This is a genomic window from Nonomuraea sp. NPDC001684 (assembly GCF_053596515.1).
Genome location: NZ_JBSFGJ010000453.1, coordinates 1 through 7,366, shown reverse-complemented (window position 1 = coordinate 7,366; position 7,366 = coordinate 1). Strand labels below are relative to the sequence as shown.

The following is a 7,366-nucleotide window of genomic DNA, read 5'->3' as shown; positions in this document are numbered from 1 at the left end:
GATGGCCTGGTTCGCCGAGCGCTACGCGCCCGGCGCCGACCCCGCCGACCCGCTGCTGAGCCCGCTGCGCATCGACGACCTGACCGGCCTGCCGCCGGCCACCGTCCTCACCGCCGAGTGCGACGTGCTCAGGGACGAGGGCGAACACTACGCCCGCCGCCTGGCCGACGCCGGCGTGCCGGTGGAGGCGCGCAGGTTCGACGGCGCGATCCACGGCTTCTTCGGCCTGCCCGGCCTGTTCGACCAGGCGGCCGAGGCCAGGCAGTACATCGCCGACCGCCTGCGGGAGCACCTGTGACCTACACCAAGCTCAAGCTCGACACCCCGGCCGAGGGCGTGCTGCGCGTCACGATCAGCGAGCCCGGCAGGCTCAACGCCGTCGACATGACCGGCCACCGCGAGCTGAGCGAGATCTGGCGCGAGGCCGACCGCGACGACTCCGTCCGGGCGATCGTGGTCAGGGGCGAGGGCACGGCGTTCTCGGCCGGCGGCGACCTGTCGATGATCGAGGAGATGACCCGCGACCACGCCACCCGGATGCGCGTGTTCGCCGAGGCCCGCGACATCGTCTACAACGTGCTCAACTGCTCCAAGCCCATCGTCTCGGCCGTGCAGGGCCCGGCCGTGGGCGCCGGGCTCGCGGTGGCGCTGCTGGCCGACATCTCGGTCGCCGGCCGCACCGCGCGCATCATCGACGGCCACACCCGGCTCGGCGTCGCCGCCGGCGACCACGCCGCGATCATCTGGCCGCTGCTGTGCGGCATGGCCAAGGCCAAGTACCACCTGCTGCTGTGCGAGCCCGTCACCGGCGAGCAGGCCGAGCGCATGGGCCTGGTCAGCCTGTGCGTCGACGACGACCAGGTGCACGACAAGGCGATGGAGATCGCGGTCCGGCTCGCCCAGGGCTCCCAGGAGGCGATCCGGCTGACCAAGTACTCGCTCAACAACTGGCTGCGCCTGGCCGGCCCGACCTTCGACGCCTCGCTGGCGATGGAGTTCCTCGGCTTCACCGGCCCCGACGTGGTCGAGGGCGTGCGCGCGGTGCGCGAGAAGCGGCCGCCCTCCTTCGGCTGAGCCCGGCGCGTGTGCTTGTCCGGGCCCGGGGTAGGCGCACCCTCATGACGGACAACGATGTGGTCGACCTGCTGGTGCGCCAGCACGAGCAGATCAAGAGCCAGTTCACGGAGGTCGAGAACGCTGCCCCCGAGGACAAAGCAGCGGCTTTCCAGAGGCTGGTGCGCCTGCTGGCCGTCCACGAGACAGCAGAGGAGGAGATCGTCCACCCGTACGCGCGCCGCCACGTCGATGACGGCGACGACCTGGTGGACGAGCGCCTGGCCGAGGAGAACGCGGCCAAGGACATGCTCACCCAGATGGAGCGGGCGGGCGTCGACGACCCGCAGTTCGCGGCCAACCTGGCCACGCTGCGCAAGGCCGTCGTCGAGCACGCCGAGGCCGAGGAACGCGAGGAGTTCCCCCGGCTGAGGCAGGCCGCCGGTGCGAAGGAGCTGCACGCGATGGCGATCGGCGTCAAGGCCGCCGAGACGCTCGCGCCCACGCACCCGCACGCCGGCGTCGAGACCGCGCCGAAGAACCTGCTGGCGGGCCCGCCCGCCGCGATCATGGACAGGGCCCGTGACGTGATCCGCAAGGCGACGGGCAGGGCCTGAGGGCCGTCAGAAACTCCGGGGCAACCCGAGCACCTGTGTCGCGAGGTAGTTGAGCAGAAGCTCCTCCGTCACGGGTGCCACCCTTCCGATACGGGCGTCGGCCAGCAGCCTGGCCACCGGGTACTCCAGCGAGTACGCCATGCCGCCGTGCGTCTGGAACGCGGCGTCGGCCGCCTCCCACGCGGCCTGGGAGGCGGTCAGCTTGGCGACGTTGGCCTCGGTGCCGCACGGCAGGCGCCGGTCGAAGGACCAGGCCGCCTTGTAGAGCATCAGCCGCGCCAGCTCGATCTTGGCCTTGACCTGCGCCAGCGGGAACGCGATGGCCTGGTTGGCGCCGATCGGGCGGCCGAACACCTCGCGCTCCTTGGCGTAGCCGACCGCCACCCGCAGCGCCACCTCGGCGCCGCCCAGCGCGGAGGCGGCCAGCAGCACCCGCTCGGGGTTGAGGATGTCCCACAGCACGGCCGCGCCGCCGTCCACCTCGCCGACCACGCTCGTGGCGGGCACCCGCAGGTCGTCGACGAACACCATGTTGGACGGCGTGGTGTTCGCGCCCATCTTGGGGATCGGCCGGAAGGACAGCTGCCCGGCGGCGACCGCCTCGGGCACGTTCACCAGGAACACGGTCAGCCCGTGGGTGCGCGGCCTGGCCTCGGCCGCCGGGACCGTCCTGGTCACCAGCAGCATCCAGGTGGCGCGCTGCACGCCGGTGATCCAGATCTTCTGGCCGTTGAGCACGTAGTCGCCGCCGTCGCGGCGGGCCGAGGTGGTGATCGCCAGCGAGTTGGAGCCGGCGTCCGGCTCGGTCAGGGCGAAGCACGTCTCGACCTCGCCCGTGGCCAGCCGGGGCAGCAGCTCGGCCCGCTGCTCGGCGGTGCCGTGCCGGGCCAGGGTGAGCGCGCCGAAGCCGGGGGTGAGCACGTACGTGAAGGCCGAGCCGCCCGCCGCGCCCGAGCTGGCCAGCGTCTCGGTGGCCACCGCCAGCTCCAGCAGCCCCTGCCCGCCCCCGCCGTACTCCTCCGGCACGGCCAGGCCCAGCCAGCCGCCCTTGGCCAGGTCGGCCCAGACCTCCTCCGGCCAGCGCTTGTCGCTCTCGCACCGCTGCCAGTAGTCGAGGTCGTAGCGGGCGCAGATCTCGGCGACGCCGCGCTGGACGGCCTGGGCGCTCTCGGGAAGGGTGAAATCCATCACGCCATCGTAGAAGTTCGTTCTGTTCAGGGTCGAGGTCTGCGGGCGTGGAAGACGAAGGCCGGCGGCGTGTTGCGCCACACCGTGCGTCCGGGCACGACCTCCTCGAACCGCTCGGCCAGCAGCGCCCGGAACCGCCGGGCCGAGCTGAGCGGGATGGCGTGGATGTAGGAGAAGGTGGTGAAGGCCGCGCCGGGGCTCATCACCGACGTCACCGCGTCCAGCAGCTCGTGCTGCAGCCCCGTGGGGAAGGCCGCCCACGGCAGGCCGCTCACCACGACGTCGGCGTGGCTCAGTCCGCGCCCGGCCAGCAGCTCGCCCAGACGCGCCGCGTCCGCGTGGGCCACGTCCACGGCGGGGAAGCGCGCCGCGAGCAGCACCGCGAGCCGCTCGTTCACCTCGACGGCCAGGTGGTGGCCGCGCCCGGCCAGCCGCTGCTGGATCTCCGCCGTGAACGGGCCCGTGCCCGGCCCGAGCTCCACCACGGTCGGCTCGCCGCGCTCCGGGATCGGCGCGCAGACGGCCGCGGCCAGCCGGCGCGAACTCGGGGCGACGGCGCCGATCACGGCGGGGGCGCGCAGGAACTGGCCGAGGAACATTGCGGTGTCGTTGGACATGGCCCCGAACGTATCGGGAAGATCACCCGCTGCGCTCCCTCCTCTGGACGAACCTGCGGCCACTAGGAGGAGACGGGGTCCTCCGCGCGGAGGATCAGGTATCGGTCGAGGGTGGATAGCGTGAGGCCATGCGTTGGCGTGGTGTGCCGCTCGATGTCCTGCTCGCGGCATCTGGCGTGGGGCTGGATCTGTTGACGACGGCCCACGCGGGCGACACCGCGTACCTGCCGGCGGCGATGAACATCCCCATGGCCCTCCTGGTGGGCCTGCCCATGGGGCTCGTACGGCGGTGGCCGCTGGCCGTCACCCTCTACCTGGCCGTCTTCCTCGTGCTCAGCGACCAGCTCGGCTCCTACACCTCCAACACCGCGCAGATCCTCATCTGCGTCGCGCTCGGCGTGGTCGGCTTCCGCGTCCCGTGGCGGCCAGCCATGGCCGGCGTGGGCGCCACCGTCCTGGCCACGGCGGTCAACATCGCCGATCCCGGCATCGCGATGACCGGCAACACCTGGATGTACTCGGTGCTGCTGCCCGTCTTCCCCACCGTGCTCGGGGCCTACCTGCGCAGCTCGGCCGAGCGGCTGGAGGAGCGCGACGTCACGCCCGACGCGCTGCTGGCCGCCGGCGGCGTGGCCATCACCGTGCTCAGCACCTGGACCTCCTGGCACAGCGGAGCCCTGCCCGTGTGGGTGATCGGCCTGCTGGCCGTGGTCGGCGGGCTGTCGCTCGGCGTCGCCCGGCGCCTGCCCGGCCTGGTCCTGCTGCTGCAGGGCGTGCTGCTGATCGCCGCCGACACCTATCTCAACGACGCCGTCAACACCTGCCTGATCCTCACGCTCATCGCGATCGGCGTGTTCTCCATGCGCGTCGCCTCCTGGGCCTGGACGGGGGCCGCGTACCTCACCGGCTGCCTGCTGACCGCCATCGCCGTCGTCGGCGACGGCACCGAGATCACCCCGCTGCGCGTCGGCGTGCTGATGACGCTGGTGGCCACGCCCATCGCGATCGGCCGCTACCTCGGCATGCGGCAGGCCGCCGCCGCCGCCGAACGCCTGCGCGCCGAGGAGTCGGCCCGGCTCGCGGTCGCCCAGGTGCGCGCCGACCAGCTCGCCGAGCGCGAGCGCATCGCCCGCGACGTGCACGACATCGTGGCCCACCACGTCGGCGCCATGGTGCTGCGCGCCAGCGCCGCCCGCTACACCGCGCCCGACGGGCCGGTCGCCGACGCGCTGTCCGACATCCGCGAGACCGGCCACCAGGTGCTGCAGGACCTGCGCGACCTGCTCGACCTGCTGCGCGACCCCGACCGCGGCCCCGACCTGCTGGCCAACCCGGCCGACGTGGTCCGCGAGTCCGCCGAACGCATGGCCGCCGCCGGCCTCGTCGTCGACCTCGACCTCGATCCGGCCAGCGACCGCGCCCCGCTCATCGCCCGCGCCTCCGCCGCGCGCATCGTCCAGGAAGGTCTCACCAACGTGCTCAAACACGCCGGACCCGGCACCCGGGTCCGCGTCACCGTGGCCCCCGCGCAGGAGGGGTTGTCCATCGAGATCCGCAACGGCCGCCCGCCCACCGTCATCGAGCGGCTGCCCTCCTCCGGCCGCGGCCTGGCCGGCATGCGCGAACGGGTGCGCGCCCTCGGGGGCACCCTCAGCGCCGGCCCCGACGGCGACGGCGGCTGGCTGCTGCTGGCCAGCCTGCCCGCCAGGAGCGCCGCGTGATCCGCGTCCTGGTGGCCGACGACCAGGCGCTGGTCCGCGCGGGCGTGCGCATGTTGCTGCAGGCCGCGGGGGACATGGAGGTCGTCGGCGAGGCCGAGGACGGCGCCGAGGCCGTCCGCCTGGCCGAACGCCACGTGCCCGACGTCATCCTCATGGACCTGCGCATGCCCCGCGTGGACGGCCTGGAGGCGACCAGGCGGGTGCTGGCGGCCCGCCCGGCGGCCCGCGTGGTCGTGCTCACCACCTTCGCCGAGGACGCCGACGTGCACGCCGCCCTGCGCGCCGGCGCCGTCGGCTTCCTGGTCAAGGACGACGAGCCGGAACGCATGGTCGACGCCGTGCGCAGGGCCGCCGCGGGGGAGCAGCTGCTGGCCCCCTCGGTGCTGCGCCGGGTCGTGGAACGGTTCCTGGCCGCCGAGGAGCAGGCCGCCGTGCCGCCGCCGTCCGGGCTGACCGAGCGGGAGCTGGAGGTGCTCGCCCTGGTCGGCACCGGCCTGTCCAACGCCGAGATCGCCGAGGAGCTGCACGTCGGCGTCACCACCGTCAAGACGCACATCGCCGCCGCCATGGACAAGCTCGGCCTGCGCAACCGCATCCAGGCCGCCGTGGTCGCCCACCGCTCCGGTCTCGTGGACGCCGCCTTCCGCCCGGTCCGTCCGCCACGTGGGGGACCGGGAGGTCATCCCGCAGGCTGACGACCGCAGGCGGCCGTCCTCGACACGATGTGGGTCCTTCGTTCGCAGAAAGGATCCACATCATGGGGGAGACACAGGTCATGCCGCGTCCCGGCACGACCCGGCAGGTGTCGGCCGGGCTGCTCTACAGCCTGCGCGTCGCCATCATCGCCCAGGCGGCCGCGCTGCTGGTGGCCGCCTCGTTCGCCGGGCAGGCCGTGTCGGCGGGCGGCGGCCCGGTGGCCGAGACGCACGTCATGGCGGGCATGGTCGTCCACCTGGTGGCGCTCGTGCAGATCGTGCTGGCGATCCTGGTCTGGCGGCCAGGACGCGGCGCCGGCTGGCCGGTGTGGGCCAGCGTCGCGCTGTTCGTCGTGGGCGGCCTCCAGCACGTCACCTGGCTCTGGCTGGGCGCCCACCTGCCCAACGGGGTGCTGCTGTTCGGCCTCATCGGCGCGCTGCTGATCTGGTCGTGGTCGCCGTCGGCGTCGCGGCGCCGCTAAGGTCTGAGGTGTGTATGTGAAGATCTGCGGGTTGAGCGAGCCCGAGCACGTCGAGGCCGCCGTCGAGGCGGGCGCCGACGCCATCGGGTTCGTGCTCACCCGGAGCCCGCGCAGGGTCACGCCCGAGCGGGCGGCCGAGCTGGCCGCGCCGATCCCGGCCCACGTGCTCACCGTGGGCGTCTTCCGGGGCGAGACCCCCGAGGAGGTCCGGGCCGCCGCGCTGGCCTCGGGCGTGCGCGCCGTGCAGCTGCACGGCCACCACCCCCACGCCGACTTCACCGCGCTGAAGGACCTCGGCCGGCCGCTCGTGCGGGCCGTCGACGCCGCCGCCGACCTGCGGTGCGGCGCCTTCGACGAAGACCTGCTCATCGTCGACGCCCCGCGTCCCGGCTCGGGGGAGCCCTGGGACTGGGCGGCGGTGCGCGGCCGCCCGTCCGGCCGGTGGATGCTGGCCGGCGGGCTCGACCCGGCCAACGTGGCCGAGGCCGCCGAGGCCGCCGGCGCGTGGGGGGTCGACGTGTCCAGCGGCGTCGAGACCGCGCCGGGCGTCAAGGACTCCGCCCTGATCAGGGTCTTCCTGCGGGCCGCGCGCGGTGGCTGACGAGCTGGCGCGGGCCCTTTCCTTCCTGCACGGCTTCGCCCGCCGCAAGGCGCCCGTCGTCGCGCCGGTCCCCGGCGGGTTCGCGGTGCTCGACGAGCGCTACCCGATGTCGCACGACGACAACAAGCTCGTGGTGTGGAACGGCCGCCCGGGCCCGGTGCTCGCGGCCGCCGAGGAGCGGCTCGCCGGGCTCGGCCACCGGCTGGTGTGCGTCGACGACGACCGGCTGGGCCAGGAGTTCCGGCCCGCCTTCGCCGCCGCCGGCTACGGCCACGAGACGAACGTCGTCATGGCCTTCCGCGGCCCCCGCCCCGCCGCGTCCGCCGCCACCGAGCGGCTCGCGTTGGAGGAGCTGCTGCCCGTGCTGTGCGAGGAGTGGCGCGCCTCGCTGC

General features: G+C 73.9%; 10 protein-coding genes. 8 read left to right on the top strand and 2 right to left on the bottom strand.

Going from position 1 to position 7,366, the window contains the following annotated elements; genetic code table 11:
• From ACWCSD_RS43530 to ACWCSD_RS43520, 3 genes are all read left to right on the top strand, one after another.
• The coding region (locus tag ACWCSD_RS43530) for an alpha/beta hydrolase fold domain-containing protein (RefSeq protein WP_449924026.1) at positions 1 to 298 on the top strand (298 nt) is incomplete at its 5' end.
• Entirely contained in the window at positions 295 to 1,074 is a 780-nt protein-coding gene (locus ACWCSD_RS43525; RefSeq protein WP_449924023.1) for an enoyl-CoA hydratase/isomerase family protein, read from the top strand. The genes ACWCSD_RS43530 and ACWCSD_RS43525, both read left to right, overlap by 4 nt.
• A 44-nt stretch (positions 1,075 to 1,118) precedes the next feature.
• On the top strand, positions 1,119 to 1,670 hold the full coding sequence (locus ACWCSD_RS43520) for a hemerythrin domain-containing protein (RefSeq protein WP_449924020.1): 552 nt from the start codon (positions 1,119 to 1,121) through the stop codon (positions 1,668 to 1,670).
• A 6-nt stretch (positions 1,671 to 1,676) separates the two neighbouring features.
• Here the strand turns inward: ACWCSD_RS43520 and ACWCSD_RS43515 are convergent, their stop codons facing one another.
• Together ACWCSD_RS43515 and ACWCSD_RS43510 are read right to left on the bottom strand one after the other, a co-directional pair.
• On the bottom strand, positions 1,677 to 2,858 hold the full coding sequence (locus ACWCSD_RS43515) for an acyl-CoA dehydrogenase family protein (protein ID WP_358286510.1): 1,182 nt from the start codon (positions 2,856 to 2,858) through the stop codon (positions 1,677 to 1,679).
• Positions 2,859 to 2,884: 26 nt separating this feature from the next.
• A complete protein-coding gene (locus tag ACWCSD_RS43510; protein WP_449924017.1) occupies positions 2,885 to 3,475 on the bottom strand; it encodes a class I SAM-dependent methyltransferase in 591 nt (196 codons plus the stop codon).
• Between the two features lie 128 nt (positions 3,476 to 3,603).
• Between ACWCSD_RS43510 and ACWCSD_RS43505 the strand changes: the two genes are divergently transcribed.
• The 5 genes from ACWCSD_RS43505 to ACWCSD_RS43485 form a co-directional block, all read left to right on the top strand.
• The gene (locus ACWCSD_RS43505) at positions 3,604 to 5,196 is read left to right on the top strand and encodes a sensor histidine kinase (RefSeq protein WP_358286514.1); all 1,593 of its coding nucleotides are present in this window, start codon (positions 3,604 to 3,606) and stop codon (positions 5,194 to 5,196) included.
• The gene (locus ACWCSD_RS43500; protein ID WP_358286516.1) at positions 5,193 to 5,891 is read left to right on the top strand and encodes a response regulator transcription factor; all 699 of its coding nucleotides are present in this window, start codon (positions 5,193 to 5,195) and stop codon (positions 5,889 to 5,891) included. Before ACWCSD_RS43505 ends, ACWCSD_RS43500 begins: the two co-directional genes overlap by 4 nt.
• A gap of 62 nt (positions 5,892 to 5,953) precedes the next feature.
• Positions 5,954 to 6,373 (top strand): hypothetical protein, encoded by a 420-nt coding sequence (locus tag ACWCSD_RS43495; RefSeq protein WP_357975597.1) that lies wholly within the window; start codon positions 5,954 to 5,956, stop codon positions 6,371 to 6,373.
• A 10-nt stretch (positions 6,374 to 6,383) separates the two neighbouring features.
• Positions 6,384 to 6,974 (top strand): phosphoribosylanthranilate isomerase, encoded by a 591-nt coding sequence (locus tag ACWCSD_RS43490; protein ID WP_449924011.1) that lies wholly within the window; start codon positions 6,384 to 6,386, stop codon positions 6,972 to 6,974.
• Positions 6,967 to 7,366 (top strand): hypothetical protein (locus ACWCSD_RS43485; protein WP_449924008.1); only part of this gene is annotated, 400 nt, incomplete at its 3' end. The genes ACWCSD_RS43490 and ACWCSD_RS43485, both read left to right, overlap by 8 nt.

Excerpts from the sequence above, each read along its gene's own strand:
- ACWCSD_RS43495 (WP_357975597.1), top strand. The coding sequence starts at position 5,954 with ATGGGGGAGACACAGGTCATGCCGCGTCCCGGCACGACCCGGCAGGTG.
- ACWCSD_RS43510 (WP_449924017.1), bottom strand. The coding sequence starts at position 3,475 with ATGTCCAACGACACCGCAATGTTCCTCGGCCAGTTCCTGCGCGCCCCC.
- ACWCSD_RS43515 (WP_358286510.1), bottom strand. The coding sequence starts at position 2,858 with ATGGATTTCACCCTTCCCGAGAGCGCCCAGGCCGTCCAGCGCGGCGTC.
- ACWCSD_RS43520 (WP_449924020.1), top strand. The coding sequence starts at position 1,119 with ATGACGGACAACGATGTGGTCGACCTGCTGGTGCGCCAGCACGAGCAG.
- ACWCSD_RS43505 (WP_358286514.1), top strand. The coding sequence starts at position 3,604 with ATGCGTTGGCGTGGTGTGCCGCTCGATGTCCTGCTCGCGGCATCTGGC.